The following is a 17,955-nucleotide window of genomic DNA, read 5'->3' on the forward strand; positions in this document are numbered from 1 at the left end:
TGTGTGAAACCGACGGATTATATACTAATCAGTATTAATCTGTCGCTGCTTTTAAATGTTTTACTCGGATACCTAAAATCAGTACCGAAACAATATAAACAAAGCCACCAAGTCCAATCAAGCCAGTTAATGTCAGCGCTCTCTGGCTAAAGCTCCATTCAAGCCAATGTTGCATATTATCCAGCTGCCATAAAATAGCCGCTACCATCACCACACCTGAGATAATTAATTTGGCACTGAACAACAAGGTTGTCTTAGTTAATTGATACACACCCGCAAGGTGCAATCCTCGATATAACAAGGCCATATTCACAAAGGCAGACAGTGCCGTCGCAATCGCCAAACCCACATAGCCATAAAAATAAGCAAAGATCGCGTTAAACACCATATTGGTCACCATAGCGATAATGCCGTACTTAACCGGTGTTTTGGTATCTTGGCGAGAGTAATAGCCCGGAGCTAAAACTTTAATCAGCATGAAATTAAGCAAGCCTGATGCGTAAGCTACCAATGACATCGATGCTTGCTGTACATCGTGTGGAGAGAACTCACCACGCATAAATAGCACCATCAACATGGGTTTAGCTAAAACGATAAGACCTAACATCGCAGGAATACCAAGCAGCAACACCATGCGCACGCCCCAATCCATGGTATGCGCGAACCCTTCCCCTTGAGCATCTACGTGTTTACGAGACAAAGCAGGAAGAATCACAGTCGCAATCGCGATACCGAATAAACCGAGAGGAAATTCAAGCAGTCGGTCTGAGTAGTACAACCAACTGATAGAGCCTGTTGCGAGGAAGCTGGCAATAAAGGTATCAAACAATAAGTTGATTTGGCTGACCGATACACCGAACAGAGCAGGGATCATTAATGTGCGGATCTTAACCACACCCGGGTCTCTCCATCCCCACTTCGGCTTAACCAACACACCCGCTTTGATCAAGAAAGGCATTTGGAAAAGGAATTGGACTAAGCCACCAAGAAACACACCAATAGCCAAACCAATTTCTGGTTGTTCTAAATTAGGTGAGATAAACCATGCAGCGCCTATGATCATCACGTTCAAGAACACAGGAGTAAAAGAAGAGACCGCAAATTTACCTAATGTATTAAGAATGGCACCAGATAAAGCGACGAAGGTGATAAACCATAAATAAGGAAAGGTAATCTTGAGCATAAAGCTCGCTAGCTCAAATTTGGGTGCTGATGGGCCATCATTTAGCCAGTCGATAAACCAACCCGCACCAAACATCGCGGTGATCACGCCAGAGCCCAATACCCCGATGACGGTGACAATAGAAACTAAAACCCCGAGCGTCCCCGACACCTTAGCAATTAAATCTCGTGTCTTATCTTTATCACCTGCGGCGTGATATTCCGTTAATACAGGAACAAACGCTTGAGAAAACGCACCTTCTGCAAAAAGTCGACGTAAGAAATTAGGAATTTTATTAGCGAAGAAAAATACGTCGGCACTCGCTCCTGCCCCCATCAAATTTGCTACTACTACATCACGTACTAGCCCCAATACACGGGAAACAAAAGTCATTGCGCTGACAATCAGGCCTGACTTTAATAGTCGTTTACTCACAGAAACCTCTGACACTGGTTGATTACTTTCAAGCGAGGATAAATACTATCCTGTCCTAAGAAGCATATTTATTAGCATTGGTCTAAAAATGCTGTTAGAATCCCCGCCATCTTAACCGCGATGACCTTTCCATACCAAAGTTTGTTTGGCTACGATTGGTTTTTGCACAAATCATTTGACAATTAAGCGCTAATGAGGGATAGTCCTCGCCCTTAAATTGTCACCGAACTAAGTTTTTGGGAGTTAGACCCTTGGCAAACAGTAAATCTGCTAAGAAGCGCGCTATCCAAGCTGAGAAACGTCGCCAGCACAATGCTAGCCGTCGTTCTATGATGCGCACTTACATGAAAAAGACTATCGCAGCTATCGCAGCTGGTGATAAAGAAGCTGCAACTGCTGCTCTTGTAGAAGTTACACCACTTCTTGACCGTATGGCGACTAAAGGCCTTATTCATAAGAATAAAGCTGCACGTCATAAGTCTCGTTTCGCTGCTGCAATCAAATCTCTTTAATAGAAATTTGATTACAACGCAAAACGAAAAAAACCGGCCTAGGCCGGTTTTTTTATATCTAAATTTTGAGTAACGCTTTTATTTTACGTGCTAACAGCCGTTTTTCTGACCGATAAACAATTTAAGCAGATAGATAAAACAAACAATCAGAAAAATAAATAGAGAAGCAAATTGGTACGTAGATAGGTAGATAGATAGATAGATAGATAGATAGATAGGTAAACACTAACGTTCAATGTGAAATGCTAACACTTCCTTGTGTCATTCTATCGCTGATAAGAAATCCCCCTCCCACCAGCAATAAGCTACTTGCAGTAAATACCATGCAGTAGGTTAATCATCGCTTTTACTTCTTCACTACTCAATGTGTAATACACAGTTTGAGCTTCTTTGCGAGTTTCGACCAAACCATCTCTTCTCAACCAAGCAAGATGTTGAGATAAAGCAGACTGACTCAGTTCCAACTTGCCGCACAACTCCCCAACCGACAGTTCAGTACCATGTAATAGGCATAAGATCTGTAAGCGACGCTCGTTGGCCATGGCTTTGAGTAGAATCACAGCTTGTGCTGAGTTCTTCTCCATATCTTTTAAGTTCATAGTTTGGCTCCCTACAACCTTTTCGCCAACTACGGGCTATCAGTATTTCCGGCATATTGCGGAGTTATGATAATCGATATCAATTCATTAACAAACTATCTCACTCGAACAATTTGCTAAAATCTGCGTCACATACGTTTTTAACTGCTGGATGTTGGATCATCCTCTCAGCAAATATGACGTAGTACTCTTCTTTTAACTCTTCAATACCGCCTAATAGTTGCAGTGATGTGTCGTCTTCCACTTCAGACATATAAAGCGTCGGTGCTAAAAATATTGCGTCATGATGGTAACGAGCAAAAGCCTTCATCAATGCGGCATCATCAAACTCACCTAAAATATCTGGCTTAAGCCCTTGTCTATCAAACCATTGCAGCACTTTACGACCCATTGAGGTTCGGCTGCCAGGGATCAAAAGCTTTCTTTGCTCCAATACAGCAGGGAAATTAACCCCTTCAACCTGACCTGAACTAAAAAAGCTCATTCCACTCTCACCCAGCTTTTTACTGAACAGGCCCGGGCTTTGACTAGAGTCCACCGGACAGTCAGACAAAATCATATCGAGCTTATGTTGAGAGAGTTGCTCAAGTAGCATTTCATGGGTCGATTCAAAACAGCGCAAGTGAATGCTGTTATCTGGAGGGATGGTCGACATCAGTATCTTACTGACGAGTCTTTTAGAGAGCGCATCCGCGACGCCAACATCAAACAGAATATTGGAGTGTTGGCTGTAATTCACGATGTCCAGCATCTCGTAACTCAGGCCAAACATACGATCGGCATATTTAAAGACCAGTTGCCCAAGCTCTGTAGGCTCAACACTTCGGCCATTACGCTTGGTCAACTTGCCATCCATGCGTTCTTCTAAGGCTTTTATCTGCCCCGTTACCGTTTGTGGTGTTAGGAATAGGGCTTCTGCAGCTTTAGTAACAGAGCCTTGCTTGCAAACCATCCAGAAGTAATACAGATGGTTGTAGTTGAGATGCGACATAGATGTGCCGTAATAAAAGAGTAGATACCCTTTTATATCAAATATGACACCGCCACTCAACAAACTCGGAAAAACCTAACCAAACATAGATTTACCACTTATTTTTTCGAAGCGTCTGATTTCATAATGTAATATTTCATCGATTATTTTCAATTTTTTTCTAACTTTTAAGATCTATATCACCTATAGAATTTCCATTAAAAAACAATTTAAAACAACAACTTAAAAAAACCACATTAGCAATTGGAATATTTAAAGAGTAAATCATCACAAAAAAGTCGCACCTAAACCAAAATGTAATATTACTGAAATATTTCCCCTCTAACATCACGCTCAGATTAAACAAACAGACCAAACACAGACTTAAACGGTCCAATGGAGAAAACATTATGAACCAAGCTACTACTGCAGCAGCGCCTATCTCGAGCACTACTCGTTGGCTACGCTGGGCTAACTTGGCATTCATGCTTTACCTACTATTACTTTCAGTTTCAATGGTTGGTACAGGCTTCAAATGGGCAACAGGCGAGCAAGCAAAGGTTCTTTTCGAATTTGCTTCACACCCAGTTGCAGGCTTAATGATTGGTTTAGTAGCAACAGCGCTTATTCAATCATCAAGTACAGTTACTTCAATTATCGTTGGCCTTGTGGCAGGTGGTTTACCTGTTGAGCTAGCAATTCCTATGATCATGGGTGCTAACATTGGTACTACGGTAACCAATACGCTAGTTAGCCTTGGTCACGTTCGTTGTAAAGAAGAGTTCAAACGTGCATTCGCAAGTGCGACAATCCACGACTTCTTTAACCTATTAGCCGTTGCTATCTTCCTACCACTAGAGATGGCGTTTGGAATTCTAGAGAAAATTTCTCACTGGTTAGTATCACCGATGCTAGCAACAGGTGATATGAGCATGGGTGGTCTTAACTTCATCAAGCCAATCACTAAACCAGTAGTCAGTGCGATTAAAGAGCCACTATCGACATTTGGCGACACTGTTGGCGGTATCATGCTTATCGTTCTAGGTATCGCGACTATCTTCGTAGCTATCACGGTAATGGGTAAGCTAATGAAGAGCCTGATGGTGGGTCGTGCTCGTGAGATTCTAAAGAATGCAATTGGTCGTGGTCCTATCCACGGTATCGCTTCTGGCTCTATCGTTACTATCCTTGTTCAGTCTTCTTCAACGACAACAAGCTTGATGGTTCCACTAGTAGGTTCAGGTGTTCTTAAAGTACGTGACGTTTACCCATTCACTCTGGGTGCAAACATCGGTACGTGTATTACCGCTCTATTAGCCGCGACAGCAGTATCTGGTGAGTTCGCAGTATTTGCACTGCAGATTGCTCTAGTACACTTGGTGTTCAACATCATGGCAACGGTATTCATCTTTGGTATTCCGTTCCTACGTGAACTACCAGTAAAAGCCGCTGATATTATTTCTGACATGGCTGTGAAGAACAAATCTGTAGTGGCTGGTTACCTTGTTGCGGTATTCCTTGTACTGCCTGGTAGCGTGTTAGCTCTTACCGCTTAATAGCAAAATAAACATCGCTTATAGCAAAGCCCGCTACCTCCTAGGTTGCGGGCTTTTTCTTTTTAAGAGCAGATACGGGATTCGGGTAAACGAGTATCGAAGAGAAAGAGCCAATGCGCGTTGAGAGTATACGAGTAACATAAAGCATCACACAGCATATGATTTCTCTGCTCTTCGAATCTCGATTACTCGTCACTGTAACTTAGATACAAAAAAGGCTGCACAGAGGCAGCCTTTCAATCAAACAAAGCGAGTGAGATTAAACCGAGAATGGGTACTTAATCGCTTCGTGGCATTCGTAACCTTCAACCCAGAAGTCATCCATCGTTACCCATGTTTCCAAATCTTCTAGAGACTTAATCTGAGGATTGATATGGAATGTTGGGCCAGCTAACGGCTCACGCTTTAACTGGATATCACGCATAGGTGCAAGTTGATCTTCGTAAATATGAGCATTTACTAGCTTATGGTAAGCCACGCCAGCTTTCTTACCCGTGATTTGCGCCATGATAGCTAGGAAGACATACACTTGAACCATGTTGAAGTTCAGGCCAAGGGGTACATCGCAAGAGCGCTGAGTGCTGTTTAGGTACAGAGTATCACCAAGTAGTGAGAAGTGATGGCTGTACATACACGGACGCAAACATCCCATGTGGAACTCACCTGGGTTGTAGAAGTTTAAGATCTCGCCGCGGTCATCAATACCGTTAGTTAGATCATCAACAATCTTCTTCAGTTGGTCGATATGACCGCCGTCAGGTTTTGCCCATGCACGTCCTTGAACGCCATAAACACGGCCCATGTCATCTTCACCCTTGCGGTAAGGGTTATTCAGCCATGCTTCATTCAGGTTAGAATTCGCATCCCAAGTTTTAGTCCCTAGCTTACGAAAATCTTCAGCATTGTCGTAACCACGGATATAGCCAAGCAGCTCAGCAACTGCGGCTTTCCAAAAACTCTTACGCGTTGTTACCAGTGGGAATTGGTTATTACCAACATCATATTCAAGGTCAGCATTGATCACGGTTAGGCAACGCTTGCCCGTGCGTTCATTTTCAATCCAAGTACCGTCATCAACGATACGCTGACAGAGATCTAAATACTGTTTCACACCAATTCCTTACTTCGTTTGTTGTGGTAATTCGTCTTTGTAGTGACCACGCTTGTATGCCCACACCATCATCAGCACACCGATGATAACCATTGGCAGTGACAAAATTTGTCCCATAGAGATAAATCCACCGAACAAACCTAGGTGAGCATCAGGTTCACGTACGTATTCTACTAAGAAGCGGAATGTACCATATCCAGCTAGGAATAACCCTGATACAGAACCAAGAGGACGCGGCTTTTTGATAAACCAGTTCAAGATGAAGAACAGCACGATACCTTCAAGCGCCATCTCGTAAAGTTGAGATGGGTGACGAGGAAGTGGACCACCGTTAGGGAACACAATCGCCCATGGCACATCAGTCACACGGCCCCAAAGCTCGCTGTTCATGAAGTTACCTAGACGGCCCATACCTAAACCAAATGGGACGAGTGGTGCAATCATGTCTGCCACGCCAAAGAAGGTGCGACCATTCTTTTTCGCATACCAGAACATTGCGGTGATAACACCCAGCAAGCCACCGTGGAAAGACATACCGCCAGTCCATACCTTAAATAGGTACAGTGGGTCTGCTAGGAAAAGGTCAAAGTTGTAGAAAAGTACGTAGCCAATACGACCACCCAACACCACACCTAGAAAGCCAGCAAACAGTAAGTCTGATACTTGCTCTCGAGTCCAACCACTACCCGGTTGATCAGCTCGGCGATTTGCTAACCAAAGAGCAAACATAAAACCGACAAGGTACATTAGGCCGTACCAACGAACTGAGATTGGTCCTAGTTCAATAAGAACAGGATCGATATTTGGGAATTCGATAAAACCCTGAGACATACTTGGCTCTCTATCTAAATTGATTAACGGTTAGCTCAATGACTAACAGAAAAGACACTACAGCAGCATTGTGGCTGCTATAAACATTAAAAATACCGCAAAGAATTTCTTCAGCACAGGGGTTGGCAATTGAGTGGCCAGTTTCGCACCCACTCGAGTGGTCAAAACTGAGGTACAAGATATCGCGATCAAAGCCGGTAGATAAACATAACCCAAGCTATACGCAGGAAGATCATCGACAGAAGATCCATGCCAAATGAAACCTAGCATTCCCGAAATCGCGATAACACAACCGCATACCGAAGATGAGCCGACGGCTTTACGCATTTCCACACCGTGATGGTTAAGGAAAGGTACCGATAAAGACCCACCGCCAATGCCCGCTAAGCTTGATACCAAACCAATCCCGCCGCCACACAACACGGTTTTAGCTGAACCCGGCATCGATTTTTGGCTCTTGGAGCGAATCGACAATAGCATTTGCAACGCCAACACCAAAACAATCACACCAAAGACTTTTGGTAAGTATTGAGCTGGAATTACATCGGCCACGAAAGAGCCGAGGAAGCCACCTATCACCACACCTGGCATCAACCATTTAACGACAAACATCTCTACGTTACCCAACTTTAGATGGTTAATCGCAGACGATCCCGACGTAACGATGATGGTTGATAGCGAAGTAGCCAATGCCATTTGCATCGCAAACTCTTGGGGGATACCCGCTTTAGGAAGCAAAAACAGTAAGGCAGGAACAACCAGCAAACCACCACCAATGCCTAGCAAGCCTGCTAAAACACCAACAATAGCACCAAGGCCTGCTAACAAGCCTATCAGTTCATATGACACGTTAAATCCTATTTTTTACCTGCTCGAATGAAGCCTGTAAATTCACGCTCTTCGAAATAGTTCAGCATCATACTATAGATGTCACTACCATATGGTTTTGAAAGCGCTCTATTTGCCAAATCCTGTAATTCACTCAAGTTAGATTGGCGAATCAAATATTTAGTCCTCGCGACATTCGAGGTATTCATACTTAACGTCTCATACCCCAACCCAATCAGTAACAACGCGCCCATAGGATCACCGGCTAGCTCGCCACAAATACAAACAGGTAATTGATATTGCTTACAAGTATCATGAATTTGTTTTAATGCCATGATCACCGCAGGGTGCATTGATTCATAGACATCGGATACTCGTGAATTGTTCCGATCAACCGCTAATAAATATTGGGTTAAGTCGTTGGTACCGACGGAAACAAAGTCGACCTTATGCGCAATCAGCGGCAGTATGTACAGCATGGATGGCACTTCAATCATGATACCAACGCGAGGCATACGCACTCGGTTATCAAGCTCATGCACTTCATCATACGCTTGTTCAATCAACTGTAGCGCGTCATCCAACTCCTGTGCACCAGAGATCATCGGCAGCAAAATACTCAAGTTATGGCTTTCACAGCTCGCACGTAGCATGGCACGTAACTGAATAATAAAGATGTCAGGATGATCGAGCGTAAACCGAATACCACGCCAACCAAGGAATGGATTGTCCTCTTCGATAGGAAAATACGGTAAGGCCTTATCACCACCGATATCGAGTGTACGCATCACCACTTGTTTCTCTGGGTAGCTTGCCAGTACAGAACGATACTGCTTGAATTGTTCATCCTCTGACGGGAATCTTTGCTGCAACAAGAAAGAAATTTCAGTTCGATACAGCCCTACGCCATCAACGCCTTGGTTGATAGCGATGTTAGTGTCTGCACTTAAACCCGCATTAAGCAGAATCTCGACTTGCTTGTTGTCTTGCGTTTTTGCCGGTAGGTACAGCTCGCGATTGACCATAGAGGAGAGCTCACTCTCTTCTAGAATCAGCCCTCGATACTCTTTGAGCAGGCTTTTAGTCGGCTCAATAAAGATCTCACCGCTATACCCATCAACAATCGCTCGCTTGCCATTAGCTTGAGCTAGGTTGAGGTTTACCCCCATGACGGAAGGTATGCCAAGCGCTCGAGATAAAATCGCTGCGTGCGAGTTCGCCGCCCCTTCCAAGGAAATCACCGCTAAGAGCTTTTCTTTGGGAATAGACGCTAATACCGAAGCGGTTAACTCACGAACCACTAGGATAATCGGCTTATCTAACGTGCGAAGTTCATGTTCAGAGTTGTGGAGGAAATAGAGCAGCCTTTGTCCGAGCTCTCGGATGTCTTGTGCTCTCTCACGAAGATACACGTCCGACATACGAGCAAAGCGATTAGAATAACTCTCTACAACCTGTCTTAGTGCCCAATCGGCTTTATCGCCTTTCTGGATTTGGCTTTTTAGATCCTTACGCAGCATAGGATCGTTGAGTAAGTGAGTAAACAGGTCAAAGATCGCCAACGCATCTTTATTGATTTCGCTATCTAAGCGCTTTCGCATGCGCTTAAAGTCATTGAGGGCGTTTTCAACCGCTACCGCCAACAACTCATGCTCTCTCTCTATATTGAGCGTCGAAGCAGGATAAACATCGGTGAGTTCAGGCTGAGTGTTGTCCCACCATAAGTCACCAATCGCCACGCCCGATGAAGCTGCAATACCTTTAGTAGCCGGTAGCTTCTGTTGCTCTAACAGCCAATGGCCTTGAGTTTGGGCGTGCGCCACAATAACGGCAAGTTGTGCAGAGAGCGTTACAAGGAAGGATTCTTCCATCTCACTAAATAAACGTGGGGTCTTCTGTTGAATGACCAATACACCGAGCACTTGCTTGCGGTGGATAATCGGAGTACCGAGAAAAGAGTGATAGACGTTTTCTCCAAGCTCTGGAAAAAACTTATAAGCAGGGTGAGCAGACGCTTGTGCAAGGTTGATAGGTTCAGCACTTCTTTTAACAAGGCCAACCAGACCTTCGTCAAAACCAATGTGAATGCTATTGCCTTTGAAGATCAGGCCTTGAGTTGCCATCAACTCAAGGCGCTGCATATCATTATTTGCCAAATACACGGTGCAACATTCCGTCTGCATCGCACTGCATGTCTCTTTAACCAAAATATCAAGAGCCGTCGACACATCTTCAACTCTTGATACGTGTTCAACTATTTCCCTTAGTTGACTGAGCATGCTTAACCTCTACGCAATTTGCGCTTTCCTTTTATTTTTCGCTCTTTAAACGGCATTGCTAAAGATGCGAACTCTTTCATCGCTCGACGGTAAACATCTCGCTTGAAAGAAACAACTTGTCGAACTGGGTACCAGTAACTCACCCAACGCCAACCATCAAACTCAGGTGTACTTCCACGCTGCATATTGATATGCGATTCATCGCAATCTAAGCGCAAAAGGAACCACTTCTGTTTTTGTCCAATACAGACAGGTTTAGAATCCCACCGAACCAGTCGTTTGGGTAGCTTGTAGCGTAACCAATGACGACTTGTCGCGACGATCTTTACATCCTTTTTAGTAAGGCCAACCTCTTCATACAACTCGCGGTACATTGCCTGTTCCGGAGTCTCACCTTCATCTATTCCCCCTTGAGGGAATTGCCATGAATGTTGCCCGTATCGTTTAGCCCAGAAGACCTGACCATGGTTGTTACAGATTACAATACCAACATTTAATCGGTAACCATCGCCATCTATCACTGGCCAACCTCTATCTAAATTTTTAATTACTCTGATTTTTCCACATATCCCCAATCGGAGCAAACTTAGTGACGTGATAAGCGCTATATTTATGAATAATAACTAGGAATATGGATAAGTTTTGCTCAAATTCTAGTTACCCACACAATAGTGAGACATAGACCACATTTATTCACCTTTTCTGTGAATAACTATGTGAAGAATTACCCGCAATCGTTTTTTTTAATCCATAGATTCATCAACACCAAAAACAACAAATCAGTCAAAATAATTTTATTATTATATAAATCAGTAAATTAAAACAACATTCTAGTTTTAAAAAACATTAGAAATGTAAAAGATCTTTCAGAAACCTGACATGGTTAAAGATCAACCACTCCGATGTTTATCCACACTACTAAGTGAAAGATTCATTTTGAACCCCATTTGGCAAGCATTTTATCCACCATAAACCCCTGTTTATTTATCCACTAAATTAATATTTCAATTAATTACCTTTATGTCCTGTGGATAACCCTGAGTTTGATCCCTTCTATCGCAAGGAGATCATTTCTTAACCAGTCGTCATTTGGTGATAACTTCTGATAAAATCATTTTTTTGATCATGCCTTTTATTATGAAACCAGAACCACAAACACAACAAGAGCTGTTAGAGCGCGCGTATGCCATCGCCGGAATGACCTTTAAAGAGCTCGCTGACGAAGCTGAGATGGTGATGCCAAACGACCTTAAGCGTGATAAAGGCTGGGTTGGGCAGCTATTGGAATGGCACTTGGGTGCACCTGCAGGCAGTAAGCCAGAACAAGATTTTGCCAAGCTCGGTATCGAGCTAAAAAGCATTCCGATTAGCTACTCTGGCAAGCCACTCGAAACCACCTTTGTGTGTGTTGCTCCTTTGATGGGTGTGCAAGGCATAACTTGGGAAACCAGCCACGTTCGAAACAAGCTGTCTAAGGTGTTGTGGATCCCTGTCGAGGGAGAAAGAGAGATCCCGCTAGCAGAGAGGCATGTAGGATCCCCTTTGCTATGGACACCAAGCGAGGCTGAAAACGAGCTTCTAAAAAGGGATTGGGAAGAACTGATGGAATTGATCGTGTTAGGCAATGTTGAACAAATAACAGCAAGGCACGGTGAAGCGCTGCATCTACGACCAAAAGCCGCCAACAGCCGAGTGTTAACGGAAGCCTACGGTGCAAGTGGAAAGCCCATCAAGACTAAACCGCGTGGTTTTTACCTAAGAACTCAATTCACCCACAAATTGCTGACGACACACTACGCATAGGTCGCTTAACGCACTTCAAAGATAGGATGATCAGTGTGTTATCAACCGTCGGTAGTAAGAAACGAGTTCTAATGAGGTTTGAGCGCCAGTTCAATATCACAGTAGCTTTGGCTTGGCTCATTACCAAACTCATCATAGGCGTTGTGTAAGCGAAGATACGCCTTTTCAAAGCCGAGCCGGAGTAACTCTTCTTTCACTTGATCCAAGGATCCAAAGTGAAGCGGCTCACCGTCTTGCTTTACCGGTTCTAGCTTGTGTTTATATTCCACTGCTAATAGATATTCCGAGATATCGGAACAGCCAATAACGTATACCTTTGGTGTTTGATACGAGTCTTTGTGCTCTCCATGTAACCACATGTCTAATTGATGCTTTTGCATAGCCAGCCTCCCTTGCTCTATAAAGCGTAGTAGAACTCTTTTTCTTTACTAGATAACGACTTAAAAAAGCACACATAACGGCTTAAAAAAGCAAAAAAGAGAAGCAAGTGCTTCTCTTTTTTGGCCAGTTCTAGTTCAAAAGCTTGCACTTCCGACGCCACAACTATCGCTGATATTTATCTTAAGGGGTGAAAGGCGCTATCACCCCACAAGATTACGTCGGTATTCGCGCGCTTAAGACTCGACGAAGGTGACGAACTCGACGTTCAATCGTAACGACTTCAGGTTCAGAAAAACCAATTGGTCGACCATCGGCTTCAAGGCCAATATCTCTCAATAAATGAGTATTGTTCCATGGTAGATCGTATGAACTACGACGAACTTTTCGTTGCCATTCACGTTCTTCACGACGAAGGTCTGCACGGATAAGGACTGTTGCTAGTTTTAAGTATACTGAGTGACGCATAATAACTCTCCAGTTGTAAAATAAACTGAGGAAAAATAGCGTGTTAAATAGTATGAGGGCTTCTCACTTAGCTGCTATTTTTCCGCAGCCAAATAAGGGTACGGATCTATTAGTTAGGTTTATCTTGGGTGTTTCGATCGGCCATGGCTGATGTTTGTGACATAACAGTCACCATGTCAGTACACGGATCAAACGACGCGCAAATATGCTGTATAAAATCGAAATGTTTCATTTGCGCCTCCAAACTAACTAAAAAATCCAAAAAGAAATGAGATAATAAAAGCAAATAAGTCTTTGTTAAACCATTGCTTTCACGGTTAAAGTCTAACCAAGTGAGTATATTATTCAACCGATAATTGATTAACAATTTCAAAACAAATGATTCACCCAAAATATTAGTTGCATATTACTTTATATATAACATATTCACTATGATTATATAAAATCACAGAACATCTCTCTTAAAGACCGAGCCTCTAATAGCTCAATCTGTCAGCAGTCAACGATCAACGATCAACGAGAAGTTGTAGCAATGGATATAAAAAAACCACGCATCATGCGTGGCTCTTAGATTGACACTAACGGGATAGAATCAATGAATAGAGAGCTCTAAACAACACCTTCAGAAATCAGGCTATGTTTGTTCAGCAATCGGTACATGGTTGCACGCGAAACTCCAAGCTCCTTAGCGGCCAACGATACTTGACCACTATAAGATTCCAGAACAATCAGCAACGCATCTCGCTCTGAACGCTCACGGATACTTTTGAGACTGCGGCGCTCATCATTCTGTTTTGGTAAATCCAGTTGGTGATCCTCAATGATCACAGCATCAGACATCAACACAACACGCTTAATCTGATTCATCAGCTCACGCACATTTCCAGGCCAATGGTATCGATTCATCGAACGGATAGCATCGTCTGAGAAGCTCTTCGCTTGAGCATTAAACTCTTTCGAGTACTCACGCAGAAAATGATTCGCCAGTACTGAAATATCGCTCACACGTTCTTTTAAGCTTGGAACATGAATACGCAGAACATTGATATAGTGATAAAGCTCTTCATTGAAGTCGCCCTCGATCAACGCCTTCTCGATATCAGAGGAGTTCGCGGCCAGAATACGCACATCGACAGATTTAGGTCCATTCGCAGTTTCAATCTTACCTTCTTGTAGAAAGCGCAACAGGTTCAGTTGTTGATTGCGTGGCATCGCTAAAACATCATTAAGCAAGATGGTTCCGCCATCGGCTTCTTCCAACATACAAGGCGCAGTCGCTGACTGTGCTGATATGCCAAACACCTCGGCCTCTATTCTCATTTCAGACAAGGCACGACAGTTAACCGTTAAAAATGGTTTCTGTGCTCGCGACGAATTTTGATGAATCGAGCGTGCAATCGTCTCTTTACCAGCCCCACTCTCGCCATAAATCAAGATACTGACATCAGTCGGCCCAATACGCTTTACTTGGTCTCTCAAGCGCTTCACGGCCACAGAATCGCCTAGCAGTCCCATGTTGTTATTGATGCCGTAGTTTGGCCATACCTTCTGCTCAAGCTTAAGCATACCCAGTTGGTGACCAATGGTACTCAGCAATTGAGCATCTGGGATTGGTGCCGTGAAAAAGTCGATACAGAAGTTGACGATAAACTGGCAGATCGTATCAGAGCTTAATTGAGATTCACGGATAAAGGCGAGCCATCTCACCTGCTTGTTATTGCTCACAAGGTTAGCAATACCGTTGAGACTGAACTCATCATGACTAAGATCGACAATACCAATACATGGGCCAATATCAGCAATCAAGGCATCGGCTTTTCGTAAATCTGCACACTGGGTACACTGCCAACCCACTTGTTCTAACACTGATAACCAGGGTTCGTACGCACCACCAACGACGATAAGAGAACCTGGTAAGGAATCCATCTTAAATTGAGTTCCCATCCTTCTTCCTTATTCTATTTTTATTTAAATCAGACTAATACGAGTCACTGCTTCATCGTTCGACAAAATGCCGCGAGAGCGTATTCAGCGCAGAGACGTATAGTAGTGAGACTATCTTAGATTTTATGTCTCAATAGTAAGACTATGTCAGAAATAACGATTTTTCGAATCAAGAGTGCGGTACAGACTAGGTTTTGAAGCCCCAAAACAGAAAAAGCCACCCGAAGGTGGCTTTTTAATTACATAGGCTGTTACGCCCTATAAGCGAGAATTACGCCTGTGGACGCATTGCCGGGAACAAGATCACGTCACGGATTGTGTGCGTGTTTGTAAATAGCATTGCTAGACGGTCGATACCGATACCTTGACCCGCTGTTGGCGGTAGGCCGTGCTCTAGTGCAGTAATGTAGTCTGCATCGTAGTACATCGCTTCGTCATCACCCGCGTCTTTCGCGTTAACTTGCGCTTTGAAACGCTCGTCTTGGTCTTGTGCATCGTTAAGCTCAGAGAAACCATTCGCAACTTCACGGCCACCGATGAAGAACTCAAAACGGTCTGTGAAGAACGGGTTGTCATCGCTACGACGAGCTAGAGGAGAGATGTCCGCTGGGTAGCCAGTGATGAACGTTGGTTGAATTAGCTGAGGCTCAGCCGTTTCACCAAAGATCTCTTCTAGAAGCTGACCACATGTCCAGAACGTTTCTACGTCTACGTGTACAGATTTTGCGATAGCAACCATCTTTTCACGGTCTTGTAGGTCTGCTTCTGTTAGCGCTTGAATCTCAGCGTGCTCAGGGTTGTAGTGTTTGATTGCATCGAACATGCTCATGCGAGCGTAAGTGCCACCGAACTCAACCGTTTCGTCACCGTAAGGCATAGAAGTAGAACCAAGAACGTCCATTGCTGCCGTGCTTAGCATCTCTTCTGTCAGATCCATAAGGTCTTTGTAGTCAGAGTACGCTTGGTAGAATTCCATCATTGTGAATTCTGGGTTGTGACGTGGAGATAGACCTTCGTTACGGAAGTTACGGTTGATCTCGAATACACGGTCAAAACCACCCACCACTAGACGCTTAAGGTAAAGCTCTGGTGCAACACGTAGGTACATGTCGATGTCTAGTGCATTGTGATGAGTGATGAACGGACGTGCAGTTGCGCCACCCGGGATCACGTGCATCATTGGCGTTTCAACTTCTAGGTAGCCTTTCGCGCTCATGAAGTTACGGATTGAAGATACAAGCTTAGAACGCACGATGAATGCATTACGAGAATCTTCGTTCACGATTAGGTCAACGTAACGCTGACGGTAACGCATCTCTTGGTCAGTTAGACCGTGGAACTTCTCTGGTAGAGGACGAAGTGCTTTAGTCAGCAATTCAAACTCTTCCATGTTCACGTAAAGGTCGCCTTTACCTGATTTGTGAAGCGCACCTTTAACACCGATGATGTCACCGATATCTAGGCCTTGGTACTTCTCTTTCAGTACTTTTTGAACGTCTTTCGCTGCGTATGCTTGGATACGACCAGAAGTTTCTTGAATCGCAAGGAATGGACCACGCTTCGCCATAACACGACCAGCGATCGCAACGATGTGGTTAAGCTCTTCTAGCTCTTCCTTAGTCTTCTCACCGAACTCCGCTTGAAGATCGCCAGCTAGGTGCTCACGACGGAAGTCATTTGGGTGACCGTTAGCTTTGCAGTTTTGGCGGATGTGATCCAGCTTGCTGCGGCGCTCAGCGATTAGTTTGTTCTCTTCAGGTGAAGAAGCTTCTTGTGCGTTTTCGTTTTGAACAGCATCAGTCATTAGAGATGTACCCTGCTTTTAAAATTTGGACCGCTATATTTTTGCAAATATAGGCATTTTTACCAATATTATTGGTAAAGCTTAATAGTTGATAAAGCTTACAGACCTGATTTCAGGCTAGCTTCAATAAACTTGTCTAAGTCACCGTCAAGAACCGCTTGAGTATTACGGTTTTCGATGCCGGTGCGTAAATCTTTGATACGAGAATCATCCAGCACGTAAGAGCGGATTTGACTGCCCCAACCGATGTCTGATTTCGTCTCTTCGCTCGCTTGTTTTTCAGCATTTTGTTTTTGAATCTCAAGTTCAAAAAGCTTAGCACGTAGCTGCTTCATCGCTTGATCTTTGTTCTTATGCTGCGAACGGTCATTCTGACACTGAACCACAGTGTTAGTCGGAACGTGAGTAATACGTACCGCTGATTCCGTGGTGTTTACGTGCTGACCACCAGCGCCAGAGGCACGGTATACGTCAATACGTAGGTCAGAAGGATTAATGTCGATCGTAATGTTGTCATCAATCTCAGGATAGATAAACGCAGATGCAAATGAAGTATGACGACGACCACTTGAATCAAATGGTGACTTACGAACTAGACGGTGAACACCAGTCTCTGTGCGTAACCAACCGTAAGCATACTCACCAGAAATACGTACCGTTGCGCCTTTAAGGCCAGCAACATCGCCATCCGACACTTCGATAACTTCAGTCTTGAAGCCTTTCGAATCTGCCCAACGTAAGTACATGCGCAACATCATTGAAGTCCAGTCTTGAGCTTCTGTACCGCCCGAACCTGACTGTAAATCGATGTAGCAATCTGATGCATCGTGATCACCAGAGAACATACGACGGAATTCCAGCTTCTCTAGCTTAGCTTCAAGCTCGGCCAGTTCTGGTTCAATTTCATCGAACGTTTCTTGATCTTCTTCTTCAACCGCAAGCTCTAATAGGCCATCAACATCCTCAACACCTTGGTCAAGTTGGTCGATCGTTTCTACTACCGCTTCCAATGCAGAACGTTCTTTACCTAGCGCTTGAGCACGCTCAGGTTCGTTCCATACATCCGGTTGTTCTAATTCTGCGTTTACTTCTTCTAGACGCTCTTTCTTAGCGTCATAGTCAAAGATACCCCCTCAGGATATTTGTGCGCTCAGACACATCCTGCAGACGGTTTTTTATAGGATTGATTTCAAACATTTTAGCTCATCATTTATGAGTAGAATTTAACCGAAGAATTGTACTCAAAAGTGTGACGGAGATACAGAATTTTTTAGA

Annotated in this window: 16 protein-coding genes; 3 read left to right on the forward strand and 13 right to left on the reverse strand. The window is 43.9% G+C overall.

Annotated elements, in window-relative coordinates; all coding sequences use genetic code 11:
- Nucleotides 1-34: 34 nt before the first annotated feature.
- The gene (gene murJ, locus AB4503_RS20840; RefSeq protein WP_032545655.1) at nt 35-1,597 is read right to left on the reverse strand and encodes a murein biosynthesis integral membrane protein MurJ; all 1,563 of its coding nucleotides are present in this window, start codon (nt 1,595-1,597) and stop codon (nt 35-37) included.
- 251 nt (nt 1,598-1,848) lie between these two features.
- Between murJ and rpsT the strand changes: the two genes are divergently transcribed.
- On the forward strand, nt 1,849-2,109 hold the full coding sequence (rpsT, locus tag AB4503_RS20845; protein WP_372115683.1) for a 30S ribosomal protein S20: 261 nt from the start codon (nt 1,849-1,851) through the stop codon (nt 2,107-2,109).
- Between the two features lie 305 nt (nt 2,110-2,414).
- Here rpsT and AB4503_RS20850 read toward each other — a convergent pair whose 3' ends face one another.
- Together AB4503_RS20850 and nhaR are read right to left on the reverse strand one after the other, a co-directional pair.
- Entirely contained in the window at nt 2,415-2,708 is a 294-nt protein-coding gene (locus tag AB4503_RS20850) for a metalloregulator ArsR/SmtB family transcription factor (RefSeq protein ID WP_017062868.1), read from the reverse strand.
- Nucleotides 2,709-2,808: 100 nt separating this feature from the next.
- Nucleotides 2,809-3,699, reverse strand: a complete 891-nt coding sequence (gene nhaR, locus AB4503_RS20855) for a transcriptional activator NhaR (protein ID WP_017062869.1) — start codon at nt 3,697-3,699, stop codon at nt 2,809-2,811.
- A 389-nt stretch (nt 3,700-4,088) separates the two neighbouring features.
- Between nhaR and AB4503_RS20860 the strand changes: the two genes are divergently transcribed.
- The gene (locus AB4503_RS20860; protein WP_171732976.1) at nt 4,089-5,234 is read left to right on the forward strand and encodes a Na/Pi symporter; all 1,146 of its coding nucleotides are present in this window, start codon (nt 4,089-4,091) and stop codon (nt 5,232-5,234) included.
- Nucleotides 5,235-5,493: 259 nt separating this feature from the next.
- Here AB4503_RS20860 and AB4503_RS20865 read toward each other — a convergent pair whose 3' ends face one another.
- The 5 genes from AB4503_RS20865 to rppH are packed head-to-tail and all read right to left on the reverse strand — an operon-like array spanning nt 5,494 to nt 10,804.
- A complete protein-coding gene (locus tag AB4503_RS20865) occupies nt 5,494-6,345 on the reverse strand; it encodes a thymidylate synthase (protein ID WP_017059339.1) in 852 nt (283 codons plus the stop codon).
- A 9-nt stretch (nt 6,346-6,354) separates the two neighbouring features.
- Entirely contained in the window at nt 6,355-7,176 is an 822-nt protein-coding gene (gene lgt, locus AB4503_RS20870; RefSeq protein WP_017059338.1) for a prolipoprotein diacylglyceryl transferase, read from the reverse strand.
- A 57-nt stretch (nt 7,177-7,233) separates the two neighbouring features.
- Nucleotides 7,234-8,025 carry a sulfite exporter TauE/SafE family protein gene (locus AB4503_RS20875; RefSeq protein WP_017059337.1) on the reverse strand — a complete coding sequence of 264 codons (792 nt, stop codon included), beginning with the start codon at nt 8,023-8,025 and terminating at the stop codon, nt 7,234-7,236.
- An 8-nt stretch (nt 8,026-8,033) separates the two neighbouring features.
- Entirely contained in the window at nt 8,034-10,283 is a 2,250-nt protein-coding gene (ptsP, locus tag AB4503_RS20880; RefSeq protein ID WP_372115684.1) for a phosphoenolpyruvate--protein phosphotransferase, read from the reverse strand.
- 2 nt (nt 10,284-10,285) lie between these two features.
- Nucleotides 10,286-10,804, reverse strand: coding sequence for an RNA pyrophosphohydrolase (gene rppH, locus AB4503_RS20885; RefSeq protein WP_017059335.1), 519 nt, complete (start codon nt 10,802-10,804; stop codon nt 10,286-10,288).
- Between the two features lie 616 nt (nt 10,805-11,420).
- On the opposite strand from rppH, the gene mutH reads away from it, so the two are divergent.
- Nucleotides 11,421-12,086 (forward strand): DNA mismatch repair endonuclease MutH, encoded by a 666-nt coding sequence (gene mutH, locus AB4503_RS20890; protein WP_102332791.1) that lies wholly within the window; start codon nt 11,421-11,423, stop codon nt 12,084-12,086.
- Nucleotides 12,087-12,154: 68 nt separating this feature from the next.
- Here mutH and AB4503_RS20895 read toward each other — a convergent pair whose 3' ends face one another.
- The 5 genes from AB4503_RS20895 to prfB all read right to left on the reverse strand — a co-directional run bounded on the left by AB4503_RS20895 (nt 12,155) and on the right by prfB (nt 17,877).
- Complete coding sequence (locus AB4503_RS20895; RefSeq protein WP_004735016.1) at nt 12,155-12,466, reverse strand: DUF6482 family protein; 312 nt, start codon at nt 12,464-12,466, stop codon at nt 12,155-12,157.
- 214 nt (nt 12,467-12,680) lie between these two features.
- The gene (locus AB4503_RS20900) at nt 12,681-12,932 is read right to left on the reverse strand and encodes a hypothetical protein (protein ID WP_004735015.1); all 252 of its coding nucleotides are present in this window, start codon (nt 12,930-12,932) and stop codon (nt 12,681-12,683) included.
- A gap of 609 nt (nt 12,933-13,541) precedes the next feature.
- Complete coding sequence (gene vpsR, locus AB4503_RS20905; RefSeq protein WP_372115685.1) at nt 13,542-14,876, reverse strand: cyclic-di-GMP-binding transcriptional regulator VpsR; 1,335 nt, start codon at nt 14,874-14,876, stop codon at nt 13,542-13,544.
- 271 nt (nt 14,877-15,147) lie between these two features.
- Nucleotides 15,148-16,680 carry a lysine--tRNA ligase gene (lysS, locus tag AB4503_RS20910; RefSeq protein WP_017059330.1) on the reverse strand — a complete coding sequence of 511 codons (1,533 nt, stop codon included), beginning with the start codon at nt 16,678-16,680 and terminating at the stop codon, nt 15,148-15,150.
- Nucleotides 16,681-16,778: 98 nt separating this feature from the next.
- Nucleotides 16,779-17,877 (reverse strand): peptide chain release factor 2 gene (prfB, locus tag AB4503_RS20915; RefSeq protein ID WP_100208942.1). Its coding sequence is split into 2 segments (ribosomal slippage): nt 16,779-17,801 and nt 17,803-17,877, totalling 1,098 coding nucleotides; the frame shifts between segments, so codons are not numbered across the junction.
- Nucleotides 17,878-17,955: the final 78 nt, after the last annotated feature.

This window comes from Vibrio sp. 10N.222.55.B11 (assembly GCF_041473705.1).
Taxonomy (GTDB): Bacteria; Pseudomonadota; Gammaproteobacteria; order Enterobacterales; family Vibrionaceae; genus Vibrio; species Vibrio crassostreae_C.